This window comes from Mycobacterium sp. E2733, assembly GCF_001667585.1.
In the GTDB taxonomy this organism is placed as follows: Bacteria; Actinomycetota; Actinomycetes; order Mycobacteriales; family Mycobacteriaceae; genus Mycobacterium.
On the sequence record NZ_LZJZ01000083.1, the window covers coordinates 57,665 to 77,034 of the forward strand.

The following is a 19,370-nucleotide window of genomic DNA, read 5'->3' on the forward strand; positions in this document are numbered from 1 at the left end:
GACCGGAACAAATCGGCACTGTTGTCCGACCACCGAGTCGACCTAGCATCAGTCACGTGTCAGAACTCAATACCGCTCGCGGCCCCATCGATACCGCCGATCTGGGCGTGACCCTCATGCACGAGCACGTGTTCATCATGACCACCGAGATCGCCCAGAACTATCCCGAAGCCTGGGGCGACGAGGACCGGCGGGTGGCCGACGCAATCGACCGGCTCAACGAGCTGAAGTCGCGCGGCGTCGACACCATCGTCGACCTGACCGTGATCGGGCTGGGCCGCTACATCCCGCGCATCGCGCGCGTCGCGGCGGCCACCGAGCTCAATATCGTTGTGGCGACCGGCCTTTACACCTACAACGACGTGCCGTTCTGTTTCCATTACCTCGGCCCCGGCGCGCCGCTGGACGGCCCCGAGATCATGACCGACATGTTCGTCCGCGATATCGAGCAAGGCATCGCCGACACGGGCGTCAAGGCCGGGATCCTCAAGTGCGCCACCGACGAACCCGGCGTCACGCCGGGTGTCGAGCGGGTGCTGCGCGCGGTCGCGCAGGCGCACAAGCGCACCGGGGTGCCCATCTCCACCCACACCCACGCGGGGCTGCGGCGCGGACTGGAACAGCAGCGCATCTTCGAAGAGGAGGGCGTCGACCTGAGCCGGGTGGTCATCGGCCATTCCGGCGACACCACCGACCTCGGCTACCTCGAGGAGCTCATCGCCGCCGGCTCCTACATCGGGATGGACCGGTTCGGCATCGACGCGTACCTGCCGTTCGAGGACCGGGTGAACACCGTGGCGCAGATGTGCGAGCGCGGCCATGCCGACAAGATGGTGCTCTCGCACGACGCGAACTGTTACTTCGACGCGATACCCGAGGACCTGCTGGCGGTGGCCGCGCCCAATTGGCACTACCTGCACATCCACAACGACGTCATCCCCGCCCTCAAGGAGCGCGGCGTCACCGATGAGCAGCTGCACACCATGCTGGTCGACAACCCCCGCCGCATCTTCGAGCGGCAGGGCGCATATGAGTGAGCCGATCCCGCCGATCGGCACTCAGATCGCGGCGCTGGCCCGACTCGCTCCCGACGAGCCCGCCGTCACCTGCGACGGCCTGACCCTGAGCCGCGCCGAACTCGACGCCTCGACGAACCGGTTGGCCCGCGCCTACGCCGAGCGTGGCGTCGGCGTCGGTGACTACGTGACCATGGTGCTGCCCAACTCCGTCGAGTGGATCCAGGCCGCGGTGGCGTGCTGGAAGCTGGGCGCGGTGCCCCAGCCACTGTCGGCGCGGCTGCCGGACGCCGAGTTACAGGGCCTGCTGGAGCTGCGCCCACCGGCCCTGCTCGTGGGCCGCGAGCATCCCGGAATACCAAGCTTGCCAATGGGTTTCACGCCGGCTCCGCATTGTTCGGACGCGCCGTTGCCGGAAGCGGTGTCGCCGGTGTGGAAGGCGATGGGATCCGGTGGCAGCACCGGCCGGCCCAAGCTCATCGAATCCGGCGGCGACAGCCGGATACCGGCCGCCATCGGCTATCCCCTCGGCGCACAGGAGGGCGACACCACCCTGATCCCGATCCCGTTGTCCCACAACACCGGATTCACCACCGCGACGCTCGCTCTGCTCATGCGCCATCACCTTGTGTTGATGAGCCGGTTCGACCCGGAGCGGTTCCTGCGGCTGATCACCGACCATCGCGTGACCTTCCTGACCACGGTGCCGACGATCATGCAGCGGGCGCTGCCCGTCTACCACGCCGACCCCGCCTCCTACGACCTCTCTTCCGTCCGGCGGTTCTGGCACATGGGGGCGCCGTGCCCGCCTGCCATCAAGCAGGCGTGGATCGACCTGCTGGCACCGGAGAAAGTTTGGGAACTCTACGGCGGCACCGAATTACAGGCGCTCACCTTCATCTCCGGCGACCAGTGGCTGACCCACCGCGGTTCGGTGGGTGTGGTGGTCGCCGGGGAGATGAAGGTGCTCGACGACGACGGCAATCCCTGCCCGCCGGGCGTGGTCGGCGAGATCTACATGCGTCCCGGCGCGGGCAGCGCGCCCACCTACCGCTACGTCGGCGCCACGGCGAAGAGCCGCGACGGCTGGGATTCCCTCGGCGATCTGGGCCATTTCGACGCCGACGGGTTCCTGTATCTCTCGGATCGCCGCGTCGACATGTTCACCGTCGGCGGCCGCAACGTGTACCCGGCCGAGATCGAGAATGCGTTGTCGGCACACCCGGACGTGTTGTCCTGTCTGGTGGTCGGCGTCCCCGACCCGAACTCCGGCGAATTGGGACAGGTGCCCTACGCGCTGGTGCACACGGCCGACGACGCCACGCTGGACGCCGTCGGGGCGCAGGAGTTCCTGCGCGAACACCTCGCGGCGTACAAGGTGCCCCCGACCCCCGACTTCATCGAATTCGTCGACGCGCCCCTGCGTGACGACGCCGGGAAGGCGCGGCGCTCGGCGGTGCGCGCCGAGATCATCGCGCGCCTGCAGGCTGTCGAGCGGGCCTGACGAGCACGGAACTGGTCAACGACTGGAATCGCGAAACCCATTGGCCCAAGGCGTTTGTCCGCGAGACCACCCGGGCCGAGCCAGGTCAGCGTGGTCGGTGAGAGCGCCTACCTGCTGACCGACGGCATCCACATCGAGGCGCTGGGCAACCTCGTCCGATCGACAGTCGGGTACGGCCCCGATCTGTTCCAGAAGATCGAGCGCGCCATCTGCCTGCCGTCCGCCGGCACGCTGGAAGAGTGGATGGACCGCACCGGCTAGGGCGCGATCGCGTCCGCCTCGGCGTCCACATCGCGCGTCTCGGCAGGCTTTTCGCGTTTCTCCCAGCGCCGCAACGCTTCCCGGCAGGGCGACTCGATCAGGCCGTAGCTGACCGCGGCGATCGCCCAACCGAAGATCAGCGTAAGCGTCAGTACCTCGGGCATCCGGCCGCTGAACGCGAACGTCCCGAGCACCGGGAACACCATGGCGAGCGCGGCCAGGTGCCACACGAACAGGCCGTAAGACCACCGGCCCAGCGTCACCATGGTGGTGCTGCCCAGCAGCCGGTGGCCGGTGTCGACCCGGTCCAGCACCAGTGGGGCGACGAGTGCGAACGCCACCAGCGAGCCCGCTGCCGTCTTGACCGCGAACTGGGTGGCCGTGCCGGGAATCAGGCCCTCCGGACCCGCGAGCGGCGAGGCCGCCAGCAGGTAGCCCAGCACGGCGACGACGGCCATCGGCACCCGCCGGCGAGCCCACCGGTGCGGCAGGCCGACCGGGCTGTGGACCCATTCGGCCAGCAGCATGCCCGCGGCGAACCACGAGAAGAAGGCCGGCGGCCAGTTGAGCGGGTTGGTGCCGGATCCCGAATGGATGGGCACCCAACCCCAGGCCCAGCTCAGTGCAGCCAACGCGGCGATCGTCGGCACCCGCGCGTCGACCGGCAGCCGCCGGGCCAGCAGCGCCAGGATCGGCAACGCCAGGTAGAAGCTGACCTCGACCGAAAGACTCCACATCTGGGTCAGCCCGCCGGTCAGGGTGAGCGGCACATAGATCTGGGTGAGAGTCAGGTTGGCCAGCCACACGGTCGGGCTGGCGTGATCCGCGTCGGGCAGCAGCGACAGGATCACGACCACCGCCACCACATAGGCGGGCATGATGCGAACCACCCGGGACCGCAGATAGTGACCGGTGCGGGGACGCGGTCCCAGGCCGCGTGCCGCCGCGGCGTGGCCGCGCCACAACAGGAAACCTGACAGCGCGAAGAACACCGCGACGGCGAGATCGAAGCGGCCGAAGAGCCGGCCGGTGACACCGCTGGAGTGCCCGGTCTGGAAGGCGACGTGCGTGACGACCACGCCCATTGCGGCGCAGGCGCGCATCCCCTCCACCGCGGGCAGGAAGCTGCGTGTCCCGCCGACCTGCTGGCCATCCGTCACCCCCACAGTTTGCATCCGGTGGGTTGGGAGAACGAATGGGTACACCCGAACCACCCGCGCGCGATAGCGACAGGTTCGTAAGCCGAGGCCTTACGTTCTGCTGTTAGGGTCAAACGGGTTTGCCCCGGTGCTTGCTCAGGTCGGGGTGGGTCGCGGCTGACTTGCGCAAGAGAGCAATAGGAGGGCACAGCAACGTGAACCGAGCAGTCATGTTGCGGTTCGCCGCATGCGGGATCATCGGACTCGGGGCCGCCCTGCTGATCGCCGCGCTGCTTTTGTCGACGTACACCACCAGCAGGATCACCAAGGTTCCCCTCAACATCGACGCCACGCTGGTCAGCGACGGCACCGGAACCGCGCTGGACTCCGCGTCGTTGTCGACCGATCACGTCGTCGTCAACCAGAACGTCCCCCTGGTATCCCAGCAGCAGGTCAGCGTCGAGTCGCCCGCCAATGCCGACGTGGTCACGCTGCAGGTCGGAACCTCGGTGCGGCGCACCGACAAGCAAAAGGACAGCGGCCTGCTGCTGGCGATCGTCGACACCGTCACCCTCAACCGCAAGAACGCGATGGCCGTCTCCGACGACACCCACGCCGGCGGATCGGTTCAGAAGCCGCGCGCCGTCAACGACGAGAACCCGCCCACCGCGATGCCTCTGCGGCACGACGGGTTGTCCTACCGGTTCCCGTTCCACACCGAGAAGAAGACGTACCCCTACTTCGACCCGATCGCGCAGAAGCCGTTCGACGTCAACTACGACAGCCAGGAAGACGTCAACGGCCTGACCACCTACAAGTTCACCCAGAACATCGGGTACAACGCCGACGGCAAGCTGGTGGCTCCCGTGGCGTACCCGTCGCTGTTGGCCGGCAACGAGGACGCCAAGCAGACCACCTCCGCGTCGATGTGGGGCGTGCAGGGCGGCGATCCGAACGAGCAGATCACCATGACGCGCTACTACGCGGCGCAGCGGACCTTCTGGGTGGACCCGGTGTCGGGCACCATCGTCAAGGAGACCGAGCACGCCAACCACTACTTCGCCCGCGATCCGCTCAAGCCCGAGCTGACGCTGGCCGACTACAAGGTCACCTCCAACCAGGACACCGTCGAGTCGCAGGTCAACGCCGCGCGTGACGAGCGGGACCGGCTGTCACTGTGGTCCCGGGTGCTGCCGATCACGTTCACCGCGGTCGGTCTGATCGCGCTGGTCGGTGGCGGCCTGCTCGCCTCGTTCAGCCTGCGGACCGAGAGCGCGTTGACCGATCCCGGCCTGGACCGGGGTGACCAGGACTTCTTCGGCCGCAGCGGGCTCGAGGAGCCGGTGCCCGGCGCCGAGGCCGAGACCGAGAAGCTGCCCACGCAGCGCCCCGGCTCGCGCGACGATCCCGGCGCGGACGCGCCCACCCTGAGTTCCGACGAGCCGCCCAAGTCGGGGCCGCCCGAGCCCGCGAGTCCACCCGAACGGGAATAGCCCGCCGCGTGCGCTGGACCCGGCCCGGGTACGCGTTGGTCTTGGCGCTGCTGGTGGTCGGGCCGCTGCTCAAGCCCGGTTACCTGTTGCTGCGCGACGCCGTGTCCACGCCGCGCTCGTATCTGTCCGACACCGCGCTGGGTTTGACGTCGGCGCCGCGGGCGACGCCGCAAGACTTCGCGGTGGCGCTGGCCTCACACGTGCTGGACGGCGGTGTCGTGGTGAAGGCGCTGCTGGTCCTGGGGCTGTGGCTCGCGGGCTGGGGCGCGGCCCACCTGGTTGCGACGGCGTTGCCCGATGCGGGCGTGGCCGGTCAGTTCGTCGCCACCACCCTGGCGATCTGGAACCCGTATGTCGCCGAGCGGCTGCTCCAGGGCCACTGGAGCCTGCTGGTCGGCTACGGCTGCCTGCCGTGGGTCGCGGCGACGATGCTGAGGCTGCGGACGGCCTCCGGCTCGTTCTTCGGGCTGGTCTTCTGGATCGCGCTGGCCGGACTGACGCCGACCGGTCTGCTGCTCGGCGCGGCCGTGGGGCTGGTCTGCGTGACCTCATCCGGCACGGGCCGGTCCCGAGGGTCGTGTGCCGCGGTGACGCTGGGCGCAGCGCTGGTGGCGGCGCTGCCCTGGCTGACCGCGTCGGCCCTGGGCTCGTCGTTGACCGCCCACACCGCGGCGAACACGCTGGGGGTCGCGGCGTTCGCCCCGCGCGCCGAGCCGGGTCTGGGCACGCTCGCCAGCCTGGCCAGCCTGGGCGGGATCTGGAACGGCGAGGCTGTGCCGATTTCGCGGACCACCTTGTTCGCCGTGGCGTCAGCGCTGGTGCTGCTGGGCGTGGTGGCGGCCGGATTGCCGACGGCGGTGCGCTGCCCCGCGCTGCGACCGCCGCTGGCGTTGGCGGCGGCGGCGGTGCTGGTTCCGGCCGCGCTGGCCACCGGCCCGGGTCTGCACCTGCTGGCCTCGCTGGTTGACGCCGCACCCGGCTTCGGCGTGCTGCGCGACGGGCAGAAGTGGGTGGCGCTGGCCGTGCCGGGCTACGCGGTGGCGGGCGCGGGCGCGGTGGTGACGTTGCGCCGCTGGGTGTGGCCGGCCGTGACGGCACCGGTCTGCTGCCTCGCGCTGATCTTCGCGCTGCCCGACCTGGCGTGGGGCGTGTGGGGCCAGGTGTCGCCGGTGCAGTACCCGCGCGGGTGGGCGGCGGTGGCCGCCGCGATCAACGGCCGGCCCGCGGCGGTGGCGGTGTTGCCGGCCGGCACCATGCGGCTCTACTCCTGGTCGGGTCGTGCGCCGGTGCTGGATCCGTTACCCCGCTGGGTGCGCGCCGACGTCCTGAGCACTGGTGACCTGGTCATCTCGGGGACCGTCATCCCGGGTGAGGGCGCCCGGGCCCGCGCGGTGCAGCAGTTGCTGCTCGCCGGGCCCGATCCGGCCGCCCTGGCCGGGGCCGGGGTGGGCTGGCTCGTCGTGGAGTCGGCCACCGCCGGCGACATGGGGGCGTCGGCCCGCACGCTCGACGCGCTGACGCCGGTCTACCGCGACGACGACCTTGCGCTCTATCGCATCGGCGGCCACACCGCCGCGGTGTCCGCCGCCGCCCGCACGGCGACGCTGATCGCGCACCTGGCGTGGCTGGCGGCGCTTATGGTGGGCGGCGCCGGCGCGGCCGTCACCGCGTGGCGGCGCCGGCCGACTACACCACGCCGCTGACCGGTTGGCCGGCCTGCACGGACTCCAGGACCGCGCGCATGGCGTCGGCGCTTTGCCGCCAAGAGAATTCACCGCTTCGGGTGTGTGCCTTGGCGCCGAGTTGATCACGCAGCACGGGATCGGAAAGCACGTCTTCGAGCCGATCCACCAGCTCGGCGTGGGTGTCCACCAAGATCCCGGTCACCTCGTCGACGATCGAATCCGACAAACCGCCCGAGGACCGGTAGCCGATGGTCGGCACCCGATGCTGGGCCGCCTCGACGACCGCCAGGCCCCAGCCCTCCTTGCGCGACGGCAGCAGCTGCACCCAAGAGCTCTGCAGCACATGGTGTTTGGTCACGTCGTCGACGTGGCCGTGGAACGTCACCGCGCCGGAGATGCCGAGCCTATCGACGTGGTCGACGAGCCGTTGCCGCCACCAGCCGTCGCCGACGATGTCGAGGTGCAGACCCGGCGTGCGCGGCCGCAGCTGCGCGACGGCCTCGAGAGCGTCTTCGATCTGCTTGTGCGGCACCAGCCGCGAGAGCACCACCACACGTGGCGCGGCGGCGCGCGGGCCGGACAGCGTGCGGGCCGGGGCCTCGTCGAGGCCGTTGCGCACCACCGCGATGTGCGCGTTGTCGACCCCGAGCGCCACCAGGTCGCGCGCCGACGGCAGCGACACCGTCACGTACTGGTTGCGCCGGTTCAGCCGCGGCGACAATCTCGACTCGACGAACCAGCCGAGCCGGCCGAGCACCGGCCCGGCCACCGGCCACTGCTCGCGGTGGCAGTGGTGCACCAGCACCGCCACCCGCCGGCCGTACACCAGCCGGGCGAGGAACGGCAGGCCGTTCTGGGTGTCGACGACCACGTCGGGCCGTACCCGCCGCAGCGGTCCGAGGCCCAGCCGCGCCGCCGCCATCGCGATCAAGGCCCAGACGTAGACGGAGTACCGGCCGCCGGCGCGGTCGATGCGCACGCCGTCGACAACTTCGCGGCGGGGGGCGCCGGGGTAGCGGGCGGTGCGCAGCGTGACTTCGACGCCGGACGCGGCCAGCTGCGCGCCGATGCGCTGCAAGTAGGCTTCGCTGCCGCCGCCCTGCGGGTGTCCGGTATCGCGCCAGCACAGCAGGAGCACGGAGCGCAGAGCAGACATCACCGGTCAGCCTAGCCCGGTGGCCTGGGCCGGCCACGACGCGCGCCGCGGGTGGCGGCCATTCCTTCACTTGCGCCACACTGGCCTCCGCCGCGGAATGACCCCTCGATGTGCCCGCCTCACAGCGACAAATCGGTCGCACGGGTGTCCCCCTGGCGTTGTCGCTGTGAGGCGGGCACTTCGGGTGCCGCCGGGTCCAGGGACGGATGTGACACCAGTGACTCGCCGCCCGCGGGCAACCCGCGCCGGTGCTGCGTAGGGTTGGCCGGTGGCCGTGACCCCGGATCCCACCGAGGTTTTCGCGCGACGGGCGACCCTGGCCCGCGCGCTGCGGCTGCTGTCCGAGTTCCGCTTCGAGCAGTCGGACCCGGCCCGCTTCTACGGCGCGCTGGCGGCCGATACCGCGGCGATGGTGGGCGACCTGTGGCTGGCCGCGCGCGGCGAGCCCCCGGCCGGCCGCACCCTGCTGGACGTCGGCGGCGGGCCCGGGTACTTCGCGGCCGCGTTCGCCGAAGCCGGGATCCGCTACGTGGGCGTCGAACCCGACCCGAGTGAGATGCACGCGGCCGGACCCCGGCCCGCGGGCGCCGCAGGGAACTTCGTGCGGGCGTCGGGCATGGCGCTGCCGTTCGCCGACGACTCGGTGGACATCTGCCTGTCGTCCAACGTCGCCGAGCACGTGCCGAGGCCGTGGCAGCTGGGCGGCGAGATGCTGCGGGTGACCAAGCCGGGCGGGCTGGCCGTGCTCTCTTACACCGTCTGGCTCGGCCCGTTCGGGGGGCACGAGATGGGCCTCACCCATTACCTCGGGGGTGCCCGCGCCGCCGCGCGCTACGCCCGCAAACACGGGCATCCGGCGAAGAACAACTACGGGTCGTCGTTGTTCGCGGTGTCCGCCGCCGACGGCCTGCGGTGGGGCGACAGCACGGGGGCGGCGGTGGCGGCATTTCCCCGCTACCACCCCCGATGGGCGTGGTGGATGACGTCGGTGCCGCTGCTGCGAGAATTCCTGGTGAGCAATCTGGTGCTGGTGCTGCGACCCCAATAGTGAAACGTGTTCTCGTTTCGCGTCGGCTTGGGTAGGGTGGCGCCCATGCGCGCCGGCGACGATGCAGCGCGACGCAATGAGGAGGAGCGGCGCAGATGACCGACAGCAAGACGGAATACGACAAGCTTTTCATCGGCGGCAAGTGGACTCGGCCGTCGACCGACGAGGTGATCAAGGTGCGCTGCCCGGCCACCGGCGACTATGTCGGCAAGGTACCGCTGGCGGCGGCCGCCGACGTCGACGCCGCGGTCGCCGCGGCCCGCGCCGCCTTCGACAACGGCCCCTGGCCCACAACGCCGCCCAAGGAGCGGGCGGCCGTGATCGCCAACGCGCTCAAGTTGATGGAGGAGCGCAAGGATCTGTTCACCCAGCTGCTGGCGGCCGAGACCGGCCAGCCACCGATGGGCATCGAAACCATGCACTGGATGAGCTCGATCGGGGCGCTCAACTTCTTCGCCGGCCCCGCCGTCGACCAGGTCAAATGGAAAGAGATCCGCACCGGCGGCTACGGGCAGAGCATCGTCCACCGCGAGCCCATCGGCGTGGTCGGCGCGATCGTCGCGTGGAACGTGCCGCTGTTCCTGGCCGTCAACAAGCTGGGCCCGGCGCTGCTGGCCGGCTGCACCGTGGTGCTCAAGCCGGCCGCCGAAACCCCGCTGAGCGCAAACGCTTTGGCGGAGGCCTTCGCCGAGGCGGGGCTGCCCGAGGGCGTGCTGTCGGTCGTCCCCGGCGGCGTCGAGACCGGGCAGGCGCTGACCTCGAACCCCGATGTCGACCTCTTCTCCTTCACCGGCAGCTCGGCCGTCGGCAAGGAGATCGGCCGCCGCGCCGCAGACATGCTCAAGCCGTGCACCCTGGAGCTCGGCGGGAAGTCGGCGGCCATCGTCCTCGACGACGTCGACCTGGCCGCCGCGATCCCGATGCTGGTGTTCTCCGGGATCATGAACACCGGGCAGGCCTGTGTGGCCCAGACCCGGATCCTGGCCCCGCGTTCGCGCTATGACGAAATCGTCGACGCGGTAGGCGCTTTCGTGCAGGCGTTGCCGGTGGGCCTGCCGTCGGACCCGGCCGCCCAGATCGGTTCGCTGATCTCCGAGAAGCAGCGCGCGCGGGTTGAGGGCTACATCGCCAAGGGCATCGAAGAGGGCGCCCGGCTGGTGTGCGGCGGCGGCCGCCCCGAGGGGCTGGACAGCGGCTTCTTCGTGCAGCCCACGGTCTTCGCCGACCTCGACAACAAGATGACGATCGCCCAGGAGGAGATCTTCGGGCCCGTGCTGAGCATCATCGCCTACGACACCGAGGAGGACGCGATCAAGATCGCCAACGACTCGGTATATGGCCTGGCCGGCAGCGTGTGGACCACCGACGTGGAGCGCGGCATCGCGGTCTCGGAGAAGATCCGCACCGGCACCTACGCGATCAACTGGTACGCGTTCGACCCTTGCTGCCCGTTCGGAGGTTACAAGAACTCCGGCATCGGCCGGGAGAACGGCCCGGAAGGTGTGGAGCACTTCACGCAGCAGAAGAGCGTGCTCATGCCGATGGGCTACACGATCGACGGCTGACCCTCCGCACGCCGAGCGCGCACTCACCGCGAGCACAACCGCGCGTTGAGTGCGCGCTCGGCGCTTTGCGTTGTTGCAGCCGATGCCGCCGGGGCAAATTATGCAAAAAAGCATAGAAAAGCCCTTATTCGACTCTCGCCGATAATGGCGTTTGACAGCCCATGCACGCTATTTCCGGTGCTTCGCCGCTTACATAGGCAATAAAACTTGCTTACTGGACCGCCGTCTTATATGCTTCTAAGCATAATCATGGGCTGCACTTAGGCCGGGAGAGAACCATGTGGATCATCGAGCTGAACATCGGCGGCTATCAATTCACCCGTGAGATGCCCGACCTGAAGCGCCGGAATTTCCGCTTCAGCCCGCGCAGCAGGCATTGGCCGGTACTGCGGCAATCCCACGCTGCATGACGTTAGCCACGGGAGGCACGAGAGTGGCGACCACGAGCGAAACAGTGCAGGACCTCGCCCCGACGAAGCGCGGCGGCACCCGCAAGAAAATGCTGGCCAGTGCCGCCGAGGTGATGCGTGAACGAGGCGCTGCCGGAGTGACCATCGACGCGGTGCTCGCCCGCAGCGGCGCACCGCGCGGCTCGGTCTACTACCACTTCCCCGACGGCCGCAATCAAATCCTGATCGAGGCGCTTCGGTATTCCGGTGATTCCATCACCGCGATGATCGACGACGCCGCCGAGCAGGGTGCCCGGGTCCTGCTGGGCAAATTCGTCGAGTTCTGGGAGCGTCTGCTGACCGAGGGCGGCTTCAACGCCGGCTGCCCGGTGGTGGCGGCGGCAATCGGCTCGGACGACGACGACGCCCGACTCTCCGCCGAAGCCGGTGCCATCCTCGGCCGCTGGTGCGCGTCGCTGACCCGGGCGTTCACCCACGACGGCTTCGACGAGCCATGTGCCGCCTCGCTGGCGGTGATGTCGATCGCCGCGCTGGAGGGCGCCATCGTCCTGTCTCGCTCGACCGGCAGCATCGACCCGCTGCGCCAGGTCGGCGATCAGCTCGAATTCCTCATCAAGGCAAGGGAATTCGTGCGACGCAACAATATCGGGGCGTAACTCCTCAGTCGCTGGCCGGCAGCGGCTTCACCTCTTTGAGCTGCAGCGCGGTCGCACCGACGCTAAGGCTGCCGGCGCCCGGCTTGGTCACCAGCACCTCGGCACCGGTCTCATCCACGTAGCGCTTGCCCATCACGGTGCCGTCGGCGAAGGCCGGGTCCAATTCGCCCGAACGTTCGGCACCTATCGGCACCATCGGCGCACCGCCACAACGCAAGTCGTCGAGGCTGTCGGCGCTCCTGACGACGATCACCTGCGTGTCACACACCTGGCTGGCCAGGCGAGTTCCATTCTTGATCATGCACGTAGCCCTTCTAACGTCTGGATGATCTCCCGGCGAAGTACCTTGCCGGTGGGGGTCGTGGGCAGCTCGTCGCGAAACACCACCCGGTCCGGGGTTCGCGACCCGCGCAAGCTTTTCCGGACATGCTCGCGCAATTCCTCGGGATCCGGTTCCGCACCGGGGCGGGGCACCACCACCGCGACGATCGCCTGGCCCCACTGCGGATCCTCGACGCCGACCACGGCGACATCCCGCACGTGGGGGTGCTCCACCAAGACCTCTTCGAGCTCGGCGGGCGCGATGTTCTCGCCGCCGCGGATGATGGTGTCGTCGCTGCGCCCGCCGATGAACAGGTACCCGTCCTCGTCGAGCATGGCGATGTCTTTGGTTGGGAACCAGCCGTTTTCGTCGAGCACCGAACCGATCCCGGTGTAGCGGCCGGAGACCTGCTCACCGCGGACGAACAGCTCGCCGGTTTCACCCGGCCCGAGCACATTGCCGTCCTCGTCGCGAATCTCGATCTCGATGCCGGGCACCGGCTGCCCTACCGACGCCAGCCGCCGGGCGACCTCGGGCGCCTCCGCGGCCTGCGCCGCCCGGTGGTCGTCCGGGGTAAGCACCGCGATGGTCGAGCTCGTCTCGGTCAGACCGTAGGCGTTGACGAAGCCCACGCCGGGCAGGAGTTCGAGGGCCCGGCGGACCAGCGGCAACCCCACCTTGGAGCCGCCGTAGGCCAGGTTGCGCAGCGACGGCAGCTCGTGGCCGCCGGCCTCCAGCGCGGCAACGATGCGGTCCAACATGGTGGGCACCACGGTCGCGGTGGTGACGTTCTCAGCGTTGATCAGCCGAACCCATTCCTGCGCATCGAAATTCGGCAGGTAGACCATCTTGCGCCCGGCGTACAGGTTCGACAGCGCGGCGCCCACCCCGGCGATGTGATAGGGCGGCACGCAGATCAGCGCGGCGTCACTCTCGGCGGCCGACTCGAATTCGACCGTGCCGGTCACGTAGCTGGTCAGGTTGTTGTGCGACAGCTCGACGGCCTTGGGTTGCGACGTAGTGCCCGAAGTGAACAGCACGATCGCGACCGAGTCCGGGTCGGGGAACTCCGCGGCCGGCTCGTTGTCGCGGGCGGCCGCCAAAAATTCCTCGGTGGTCATCAACCGGGCCGCGGCGTCGCCGACCATGTCCCGGTAGCGGCTGTCGACGATCACCAGCGGTTCGGGCAGACGCTCGATGAGCGCCTGGACCCCCTCGGCGGACAGCCGGTAATTGATCGGGGTGAAGGGCAACCCGGCGCGCGCGGCGGCAAAGATCAGCACGGGCAGCATCGCACCGCCGGTGCCCACGTAGGCGACGTGCTGGGCGTTTGATCCCGCGATCAACCCGGCCCCGCCGTCGGCGAGATCGCTGAGCTGCTGCGTCGTCAGCCGGCTGTCTCCGGAGACCACCGCCGTCCGGTCGGGGTTGCTCGACGCGGCCATCTCCAGAAGCAAAGAAATGCTCATCCTCGGTCTTCCTGGATCCCCGCGCCTTTACAAAACTTAGTCACAGTGTAACCCGTCCGGCCGAACGTCACGTGCCCGTCCAGCGCGCCGGCCGCTTCTCGGCGAAGGCGATGGCGCCCTCTTTGGCGTCGTTGGACGCGAACACCGGAGCCAGGATGGTGTTCTGCTCGGCGAACATGGTGTCGGGGCTCCAGCCGCGGGACTCGACGATGATCCGCTTGGTGGCGGCCACCGCGAGCGGCCCGTTGGCGGCGATCTTCTCGGCCAGCGCGATGGCCTCGTCGAGCGCCTTGCCCGGCTCGGCCAGCACGTTGACCAGCCCCAGCTTGTGGGCGCGCTCGGCCGGCAGGTTGTCGCCGGTGAGCGCGAGCTCCATGGCAATGGCGGACGGGATGCGCTGCGGCAGCCTCAGCAGACCGCCGCCACCGGCGACCAGGCCGCGCTTGACCTCGGGGATGCCGAAGGCCGAATCCTTGGACGCGACGATCAGGTCGGTGGCCAACGCCAGCTCGGTGCCGCCGGCCAGGGCGTAGCCCTCGACCGCGGCGATGAGCGGTTTGGCGGGCGGGCGTTCGGTGAAGCCCATGCCGCGCCCCTCGACAATCGGGAGTTCGCCGCGCGCGAAGGCCTTGAGGTCCATGCCCGCGCAGAATGATCCGCCGGCGCCGGTGAGGATGCCCACCGAAAGACCCGCGTCACCGTCGAGCCGGTCGACGGCCTCGGCCAGGCCGTTGGCCACCGCGGCGTTGACCGCGTTCTTGGCCTTCGGCCGGTTGATCGTGATGATCAGGATCCGACCCCGCTGTTCGACCAGGACTTCGGGTTCGCCGGCTTCTTCGTTCACGGTGCTCACGTGCCGCACAGCTCCTTCGGGTAGGGATGGCTGCTTATCCGAGAAGATGGTAACGGCCGCCGGAAATGGCATTGGCACCAGTCGAGAGTCCCGTTTCCACCGACGGCCGTCAGGCCGGCGCCATCGCGGCTTCGATGACGGTGAGGTCCTCGGAAAGCCCCGCGGCCCTGCGTATTTCGACGAAGTCGGCGACCATGGCCTCGGTCACCTCGTGCGGGTCCTTGAGCGTGGCGCCGTCGGACAGCACCGAGATGTTGAGCTGGTCGACGTAGCTCCACACGGTGATGTTGAGGCCGCTTCCGGCGGTCAGCGGGCCCACCGAATAGATCTCGGTGACCAGCGCCCCGCCGACCCGCCCGCGTTCGCGCGGTCCGGGCACGTTGGAGATGTTCAGGTTGAGGATCTTGTTGTGCCCGTCGCGGCCGGACGCCCACCGGAAGAACGCCTGGGTGGGCGCGGGCGGCATGTAGGCCGCCCAGCGGCTGACCAGCTCGGGTCCCATCAGCTGGTTGCTTTCCTTGGCGGCGATGGCGTTCTCGTGGGTGCACCGCACCCGCTCCAGCGGGTCGTCGGAGTCGGTCGGCAGGCCCACCAGCACGCCGGTGAAGCGATTGCCGGAGATCCGCTCGGGCGAGAAGTCGAAACTCATCGGCACCGACGCCAGCAGGGGTACGGCAGTGCCGTCGTAGCGCAACAGCAAGGTGCGCAGGGCGCCGGTGGCCATGGCCAGGACCATGTCGTTGATCGTCGCCCCGAGCTTCTTGCCCGTTTCCTTGACGTCGGCCAGCGCCAGGGTGGCGGTGGCGAAGCGGCGCTCCGGGGTGATCTTGTGGTTCATGAAAGTCGGTGGCGGTTCGAACGGCCTGCTCAACTCCGGTGACAGCTTGCGCGAGCTGCGCCGGACCCGGCCCATCCCCTGAGCGGTGTAGCGGACGGTCGCGGGGATCCGCCCGACGTGGCGCAGGTGATCCGCGAACGCCGAACTCATCAGCTGCCGGGTGGTGGGCGCCGGGTCGGACACGTATGGGCGGCCCTCCGGCCCGGGCTGCAGGTCCATGCCGCGGGCCATCAGGTTGGCCGAGGCGACGCCGTCGGCGAGCGCGTGGTGGATCTTGCCGACCACCGCGATCCGGTTGTTCGCCAGGCCTTCGATGAAGTACATCTCCCAGAGCGGACGCGCGCGGTCCAACGGCGTGCTGGCGATGCGCCCGATGGCCTCGTCCAGCTCGCGCCGGCCGCCGGGGGTGGGCAGCCGCAACGGCCGAATGTGGTAGTCGAGGTCGAGGTCGCAGTGCTCCCGCCACATCGGGTGGTGGAGCTGGAACGGAATCTCGACCAACTGGTAGCAGAATGGCTCGAGCTTGCCCAGCCGGCCGCGGATGACTTCGCGAAACGCCTCGACGTTGAAGTCACGCCGATCCGAATCGAGTTCGATCACAGCGGCTTTGATGGTGTGCATGTGCACGTTCGGCGTTTCGCTGTAAAGCAGAACCGCGTCCCACCCGCTCAGCCGTTTCACCGCTGCCCCTTACCCATAAAGGGACCATACTCAGCAGCGGCAGTTCAGATAACCTCTTTGGCCGCGTTTGTCTTGGTGCGATAGACCTGGTTGAGGAATAGCGAAGTCGCGTGCGCCGCCATGCCTGCCCGCTCCCCGTCGATGAGGTCGTACCCGTGGCCCGCGCCGGGCAACTCCAGGTAGCCCACCATCGAATGCGAGACCGCCCGCATCCGTTCGACGAAGGTGCGCGCCTGCTCGACGGGGATGACGCTGTCCTTGCTGCCGTGAATTACCAAAAACGGCGGCGCATTTCGGTGCACCCGCGCCATCGGAGACGCGTCGCGGAACACCTCGGGGTGGCGGGCGATACTGCGCTTGACCACTACCCGCTCCAGGAAGTCGACGAACCGGTCCCGCTCGGGAGTCGAGCGGTCCTCCCAGTCGTAGCGTCCGTAGATGCCGACCACCGCGTCCACCGAGGTGTTGGCGCCCTCGGGCAGCTTTGCGTGGTACTGCGGGTCGTCGGGGGTGAGGCCGGCCAGTGCGGACAGGTGCCCGCCGGCCGAACAACCCGCGACCGCGACGAAATCGCGGTCGCCGCCGAACTTGTCGACGTTGGCGCGCGCCCACGCGATGGCCGTCTTGACGTCGACGATGTGCCGGGGCCACCGGTGATGCGGGGCGACGCGGTAGTTGATCGCCAGGCAGACCCAGCCCTGCTCGGCCAGCCGGGACATCAGCGCGGAGCCCTGCCCCATGCACTTGCCGTGCACCCAGGCGCCGCCCGGCACGAAGATCAGTACCGGCGCGGGGTGTGCGGGCAGATCCTTGCGGCGCCAGACGTCGAGCACCTGCGCGGGGTGGTCCCCGTAGTGGACCGCGCGACGGTGGAGGTAGCGGCGCTGACGCATCGCGTCCCAAATCGGCGGGGTCCGTAGCGCGGCGGGCCACTCCAGCTCGAGGTCGGCGGCCGAGACGATCCCCCGGAGGGCCGCTAGGGACACGTCCTGGGTGCTCTGCCGATCCCGGCGGCGGGTCTCCTCGCTGTCCGACGGCTGCCGGGGCTTGGTCATGCCGGAGAAGAACTCGGGGGCGTGCCGTGCGCCCCAGATGCCCATGGCAGTGAGGCCGCCCAGCGGTTCGAGGTGCTTGCCGACCACCGGCAGCGAAGCACCCGCGACGCTCAAGGCCAGCGCGTAGTCGCCGGGACGAGCCCGCAGCAACCATTTTGCGCACGATGTCATAGTCGGCCCCCTTGCCGTCGTGTTAGGGCAGCGTACCCCCGGCCCCGGGTCCGAAACTGACGTTTGCTTCGACGCAACATCCGACATCGAAAAGGCATCCGACCGGTGATTGCCCTGTGCAAATACCGGCTGCTATGGGGCGACGGCGGTGTTTGCTATCGGCATGACGGGAGCCAGTCGCGACACGCTCACATCGCCGCCAGGCAGGCGATCACCCGTCCGCCGATCAGACGGACGCCGGTCAGCGTGAGTCCGACCTGGGCGGCGAGCGCGGCGGCACTGTCCACGCCGACCGATGCCCACCGGAACCAGGGCCCGATCTCGCATGCGGACTCCAGCCGCACCCAGCGCGAACGGATGCCGATGTTCTCGGCGTCGAACTCGGCCACGCAGTGCCCGCCGCGGGCCAGCAGCTCGGCGGCGCGCCTCAGGATGCGGCGCGGGTCGCCACCGAGGCCGACGTTTCCGTCGACCAGCAATACCGTCTGCCAGAGACCCATCGCGGGCAGCGGGTCGAACACGTCGCCCAGCAGGACCGGCGCGCCCCCGCGGCCCGCCAACCGGATCGCGGCCACCGAGCGATCGATGCCCAGGGCCGGTATCCCCCGCTGAATCAGCCGAGCCACCAACCGGCCGGGCCCGCATCCCAATTCGATCGTCGGCCCGGTGCACATCTGTGTGACGGCTTCGTCGAAGACTTCGTCGAAGGCGTCACCAGATCCGTCACCGGGACTCAGGTCGTCGGGACGTCGCACGCCTAACCAGCGGTGGGCCGGCAGCGGTCGCAGCTCGCCGTCGTCATGGCGAATCCAACATCGCTCGCCGCCGAGCGCCCGATCGTAAAGGTGACCCAGCATTCACGTCCCTCGCGTCCTGCCCGGCCGGGCGGTCCACGCTCGGTCCCGGTGAGGGACGTTGCGACGACGAAACGCTGGCGCGCGCCGCCCTCGCCAGCATTCCCCCGATACCCCGATCTTTGTTCGGCTAATCCACCGCCCTTGGTGCACGCTCCGAGGTGGGGAATGGTTCATTCGCGCAAGTCCCGTCCCCCATGGATTCTTACGATGGCGGAATCGATCCGTCCGAACCGCCGCACATCACTGATAGCAGGCGACGCAGTTTTCCGCGTCGGTGATACTGATGCGGTGCCGAACACCGACGTCCACCCTGACCTGCAGCGCATCGCCCGCTTCGCCCCACGCCGACTCGTCAGTCGCCGGACCCTGCCGCTGATGCGGGCGGCGATGGCCGTGCGCGGGCGCCTCAGTAAGCCGATCCGCGACGTCGAGGTGATCACGCTGGCTTCCGGGGCCGGTGTCCGGCTGTTCCGGCCGGCGGGCGTCGCCGAGCCGACCCCGGCGCTGCTGTGGATTCACGGCGGCGGTTACGTGATCGGTACCGCGCAACAGGACGACCGGCTCTGCAGCGCGTTCAGCCGGCGACTCGGCGCCACCGTCGCGTCGGTGGAATACCGCCTGGCGCCCGAACATCCGTATCCCACCCCGCTGGAGGACTGCTATTCGGCGTTGACGTGGCTGGCCGCCTTGCCGTCCGTCGACCGCTACCGGGTGGCCATCGGCGGCGCGAGCGCCGGCGGCGGCCTGGCGGCGGCCCTAGCCCTGCTGGCCCGCGACCGCGCCGAGGTGAGCCCGGCGTTCCAGCTGCTGACCTATCCCATGCTCGACGACCGCAGCTCTGCCACCGCCCGCAAGTCCCACTATCGGCTCTGGGACAACCGCAGCAACGAGTTCGGCTGGGCGGCGTACCTCGGCGACGCCGACCCACACGTCGCCGTGCCGGGGCGGCGCGATGACCTGCGCGGGCTGCCGCCGGCCTGGATCGGGGTCGGCACGCACGACCTGTTCCACGACGAGGACCTGGCCTACGCCGAGCGCCTGACGGCCGCCGGGGTGCCGTGCCACGTCGAGACCGTTCCGGGCGCCTTTCACGGCTTCGACCTCATCGTGCCCAACCCGCAAGTGTCGGAGCGATTTTTCGACAGCCAGTGCGGCATCCTGCGCTCCGCGCTGGCCGCCGCGCCGTGATCG

At 69.4% G+C, this 19,370-nt stretch carries 18 protein-coding genes and 1 pseudogene; 11 read left to right on the forward strand and 8 right to left on the reverse strand.

All coding sequences use genetic code 11. The features are described from left to right. Positions 1–56 precede the first annotated feature (56 nt). From A5678_RS13735 to A5678_RS27140, 4 genes are read left to right on the forward strand one after another with little or no spacing between them, the layout of a single operon-like run. A complete protein-coding gene (locus tag A5678_RS13735; protein ID WP_068043157.1) occupies positions 57–1,037 on the forward strand; it encodes a phosphotriesterase in 981 nt (326 codons plus the stop codon). Next, positions 1,030–2,520 (forward strand): AMP-binding protein, encoded by a 1,491-nt coding sequence (locus A5678_RS13740; protein ID WP_068043159.1) that lies wholly within the window; start codon positions 1,030–1,032, stop codon positions 2,518–2,520. Before A5678_RS13735 ends, A5678_RS13740 begins: the two co-directional genes overlap by 8 nt. Before the next feature lie 11 nt (positions 2,521–2,531). Continuing rightward, positions 2,532–2,621 carry a hypothetical protein gene (locus A5678_RS28340; protein WP_368664897.1) on the forward strand — a complete coding sequence of 30 codons (90 nt, stop codon included), beginning with the start codon at positions 2,532–2,534 and terminating at the stop codon, positions 2,619–2,621. Continuing rightward, positions 2,611–2,781, forward strand: a complete 171-nt coding sequence (locus A5678_RS27140; protein ID WP_156746915.1) for a hypothetical protein — start codon at positions 2,611–2,613, stop codon at positions 2,779–2,781. Before A5678_RS28340 ends, A5678_RS27140 begins: the two co-directional genes overlap by 11 nt. Here A5678_RS27140 and A5678_RS13745 read toward each other — a convergent pair. Next, complete coding sequence (locus A5678_RS13745) at positions 2,778–3,956, reverse strand: acyltransferase (protein WP_156746916.1); 1,179 nt, start codon at positions 3,954–3,956, stop codon at positions 2,778–2,780. The genes A5678_RS27140 and A5678_RS13745 overlap by 4 nt on opposite strands. A gap of 179 nt (positions 3,957–4,135) precedes the next feature. Between A5678_RS13745 and A5678_RS13750 the strand changes: the two genes are divergently transcribed. After that, entirely contained in the window at positions 4,136–5,413 is a 1,278-nt protein-coding gene (locus A5678_RS13750) for a DUF3068 domain-containing protein (RefSeq protein ID WP_197502138.1), read from the forward strand. A gap of 8 nt (positions 5,414–5,421) precedes the next feature. Beyond that, a pseudogene (locus tag A5678_RS13755) lies at positions 5,422–7,108 on the forward strand (hypothetical protein); the annotation flags it as partial. Here the strand turns inward: A5678_RS13755 and A5678_RS13760 are convergent. After that, positions 7,100–8,254 (reverse strand): glycosyltransferase family 4 protein, encoded by a 1,155-nt coding sequence (locus A5678_RS13760; protein ID WP_068043168.1) that lies wholly within the window; start codon positions 8,252–8,254, stop codon positions 7,100–7,102. The pseudogene A5678_RS13755 and the gene A5678_RS13760 overlap by 9 nt on opposite strands. A 274-nt stretch (positions 8,255–8,528) precedes the next feature. Here A5678_RS13760 and A5678_RS13765 point away from each other — a divergent pair, with 274 nt between their 5' ends. The 4 genes from A5678_RS13765 (at position 8,529) to A5678_RS13775 (ending at position 11,933) form a co-directional block, all read left to right on the forward strand. After that, on the forward strand, positions 8,529–9,302 hold the full coding sequence (locus tag A5678_RS13765; RefSeq protein WP_156746920.1) for a class I SAM-dependent methyltransferase: 774 nt from the start codon (positions 8,529–8,531) through the stop codon (positions 9,300–9,302). 95 nt (positions 9,303–9,397) lie between these two features. Then, positions 9,398–10,867 carry an aldehyde dehydrogenase gene (locus tag A5678_RS13770; RefSeq protein WP_068043173.1) on the forward strand — a complete coding sequence of 490 codons (1,470 nt, stop codon included), beginning with the start codon at positions 9,398–9,400 and terminating at the stop codon, positions 10,865–10,867. Between the two features lie 278 nt (positions 10,868–11,145). Further along, complete coding sequence (locus A5678_RS28190) at positions 11,146–11,277, forward strand: hypothetical protein (protein WP_255396920.1); 132 nt, start codon at positions 11,146–11,148, stop codon at positions 11,275–11,277. An 89-nt stretch (positions 11,278–11,366) separates the two neighbouring features. Beyond that, on the forward strand, positions 11,367–11,933 hold the full coding sequence (locus A5678_RS13775) for a TetR/AcrR family transcriptional regulator (RefSeq protein WP_068043586.1): 567 nt from the start codon (positions 11,367–11,369) through the stop codon (positions 11,931–11,933). A 4-nt stretch (positions 11,934–11,937) separates the two neighbouring features. On the opposite strand, the gene A5678_RS13780 is transcribed toward A5678_RS13775, so the two are convergent. From A5678_RS13780 to A5678_RS13805, 6 genes are all read right to left on the reverse strand, one after another. After that, positions 11,938–12,234 (reverse strand): hypothetical protein, encoded by a 297-nt coding sequence (locus A5678_RS13780; RefSeq protein WP_067740363.1) that lies wholly within the window; start codon positions 12,232–12,234, stop codon positions 11,938–11,940. After that, positions 12,231–13,724, reverse strand: a complete 1,494-nt coding sequence (locus A5678_RS13785; RefSeq protein ID WP_068043175.1) for a class I adenylate-forming enzyme family protein — start codon at positions 13,722–13,724, stop codon at positions 12,231–12,233. Before A5678_RS13785 ends, A5678_RS13780 begins: the two co-directional genes overlap by 4 nt. A gap of 67 nt (positions 13,725–13,791) precedes the next feature. After that, a complete protein-coding gene (locus A5678_RS13790) occupies positions 13,792–14,577 on the reverse strand; it encodes a crotonase/enoyl-CoA hydratase family protein (RefSeq protein WP_068043588.1) in 786 nt (261 codons plus the stop codon). Positions 14,578–14,686: 109 nt separating this feature from the next. Then, complete coding sequence (locus A5678_RS13795; protein ID WP_068043176.1) at positions 14,687–16,096, reverse strand: wax ester/triacylglycerol synthase family O-acyltransferase; 1,410 nt, start codon at positions 16,094–16,096, stop codon at positions 14,687–14,689. 44 nt (positions 16,097–16,140) lie between these two features. Beyond that, a complete protein-coding gene (locus A5678_RS13800; RefSeq protein ID WP_068043177.1) occupies positions 16,141–17,322 on the reverse strand; it encodes an alpha/beta hydrolase in 1,182 nt (393 codons plus the stop codon). A gap of 188 nt (positions 17,323–17,510) precedes the next feature. Beyond that, positions 17,511–18,179, reverse strand: a complete 669-nt coding sequence (locus A5678_RS13805; RefSeq protein ID WP_068043178.1) for an SAM-dependent methyltransferase — start codon at positions 18,177–18,179, stop codon at positions 17,511–17,513. Between the two features lie 288 nt (positions 18,180–18,467). Between A5678_RS13805 and A5678_RS13810 the strand changes: the two genes are divergently transcribed. Beyond that, complete coding sequence (locus A5678_RS13810; RefSeq protein ID WP_068043180.1) at positions 18,468–19,367, forward strand: alpha/beta hydrolase; 900 nt, start codon at positions 18,468–18,470, stop codon at positions 19,365–19,367. The last annotated feature ends 3 nt before the right edge of the window (positions 19,368–19,370 follow it).

Excerpts from the sequence above, each read along its gene's own strand:
- A5678_RS13760 (WP_068043168.1), bottom strand. The coding sequence starts at position 8,254 with ATGTCTGCTCTGCGCTCCGTGCTCCTGCTGTGCTGGCGCGATACCGGA.
- A5678_RS28190 (WP_255396920.1), top strand. The coding sequence starts at position 11,146 with ATGTGGATCATCGAGCTGAACATCGGCGGCTATCAATTCACCCGTGAG.
- A5678_RS13800 (WP_068043177.1), bottom strand. The coding sequence starts at position 17,322 with ATGACATCGTGCGCAAAATGGTTGCTGCGGGCTCGTCCCGGCGACTAC.
- A5678_RS13805 (WP_068043178.1), bottom strand. The coding sequence starts at position 18,179 with ATGCTGGGTCACCTTTACGATCGGGCGCTCGGCGGCGAGCGATGTTGG.
- A5678_RS13770 (WP_068043173.1), top strand. The coding sequence starts at position 9,398 with ATGACCGACAGCAAGACGGAATACGACAAGCTTTTCATCGGCGGCAAG.
- A5678_RS13745 (WP_156746916.1), bottom strand. The coding sequence starts at position 3,956 with ATGCAAACTGTGGGGGTGACGGATGGCCAGCAGGTCGGCGGGACACGC.
- A5678_RS13780 (WP_067740363.1), bottom strand. The coding sequence starts at position 12,234 with ATGATCAAGAATGGAACTCGCCTGGCCAGCCAGGTGTGTGACACGCAG.
- A5678_RS13775 (WP_068043586.1), top strand. The coding sequence starts at position 11,367 with ATGCTGGCCAGTGCCGCCGAGGTGATGCGTGAACGAGGCGCTGCCGGA.
- A5678_RS13785 (WP_068043175.1), bottom strand. The coding sequence starts at position 13,724 with ATGAGCATTTCTTTGCTTCTGGAGATGGCCGCGTCGAGCAACCCCGAC.
- A5678_RS13740 (WP_068043159.1), top strand. The coding sequence starts at position 1,030 with ATGAGTGAGCCGATCCCGCCGATCGGCACTCAGATCGCGGCGCTGGCC.